A 1,235-nucleotide genomic window follows, 5' to 3' on the forward strand; every position below is an offset into this window, starting at 1 on the left:
GCGCAAAACCTTGCTCGAGCCGCTTTGTAACGGCATGTGCATCGATTTGCAAATTTTAGGATTATTGCAAAAAACGTCCAAAAATTTATCATCCATATGCAGCGGATGGGGGCTCGTAAAGCGAATGCGCTCGATGCCCTCTATCTCACTAAGGTGCACGAGCAGGTCGCTGAAGTCGATTTTTTCGTGCGCATTAGAAAAGCGTTTGCCGTAGTTATTGACGTTTTGACCGAGCAAAAATATCTCTTTGGCGCCGCGAGCTGCGGATCTTTCGGCTTCACGCAAGATAATTTGAGCGGGGATCGAAATTTCATCGCCTCTAGTCTGCGGCACGATGCAGTAGGAGCACTTTTTGTCGCAGCCGATCATTATGTTTATGAAGGATTTATATGGCGAGCCCGCAAAATCGCCGAATGCAAACTCGCTCTCGTCGTAGTTTATGTCGGTGCTGATAAATTTTGGCGTACGTACGGCTTGTGAAATTTTAGATACGTTCCGTGCTCCAAGAACGAAATCCACGAATGGCGCGCGCTTAAAAATCTCTCCGCCCAGATGGCTTGCGGTGCAGCCGCAAACGCCGATTTTAGAGCCTTTTTTTCGCGCCTTATCAAAAGCTCCGATCTCGCTGAAAAGCTTATGCACGGGCTTTTCGCGTACGGAGCAGGTATTTATTAAGATCAGATCCGCAATATTTACGTCGTCGGTGATCTCGTAATCTTGCTCTTTTAGCTGCGCGATAATATGCTCGCTATCGCGCACGTTCATCGCGCAACCTAGGGTCTGGATGAAGAGGAGTTTACTCAAAGGATATGCACCTCGTACATATACTCGTTTTCGTTCAGCCCGTATCGCACTATGCGCTGATACACGCTAAAACCCTTAGTGTCGAAAAAATCCACCAAAGCGGCTAAATCTTTTTGAGAATTTTCTCTATCCAGATAAAATATTTTTTGTCCGCTCTTTTCTACTTGGGCTTGCAAATCCTCGATCTTAACGCTTTTTGGCTTAGAAGCAAGCTCCGTTCTGGCAAGTTTTAGCTGCATGATCTATCCTTTCATTTATGTTTTAAACCCGCGAGTTTAGCGAAATTTAGATAATAATTCGTTTAAATAAAAATAAAGTCAAAATTCCATATAATACCGCACTTCAAAATTTAAAATCCAAAATTTAGTAGCACGAAATCAAATCTTAAGGAAAATTTATGGAAAAAATCACCGACATCATCGAGTCGATTG

Annotated in this window: 2 protein-coding genes; both read right to left on the minus strand. The window is 43.6% G+C overall.

Going from position 1 to position 1,235, the window contains the following annotated elements; genetic code table 11:
* Window positions 1-804, minus strand: an 804-nt coding sequence (miaB, locus tag Q0277_RS05015; protein ID WP_297996180.1) for a tRNA (N6-isopentenyl adenosine(37)-C2)-methylthiotransferase MiaB, incomplete at its 3' end; no start/stop codon positions are given.
* A complete protein-coding gene (locus Q0277_RS05020) occupies window positions 801-1,043 on the minus strand; it encodes an HP0268 family nuclease (RefSeq protein ID WP_005870077.1) in 243 nt (80 codons plus the stop codon). The genes Q0277_RS05020 and miaB, both read right to left, overlap by 4 nt.
* Window positions 1,044-1,235 lie beyond the last annotated feature (192 nt).

The organism is uncultured Campylobacter sp. (assembly GCF_938030815.1).
Lineage (GTDB): Bacteria > Campylobacterota > Campylobacteria > Campylobacterales > Campylobacteraceae > Campylobacter_B.

Excerpts from the sequence above, each read along its gene's own strand:
- Q0277_RS05020 (WP_005870077.1), bottom strand. The coding sequence starts at position 1,043 with ATGCAGCTAAAACTTGCCAGAACGGAGCTTGCTTCTAAGCCAAAAAGC.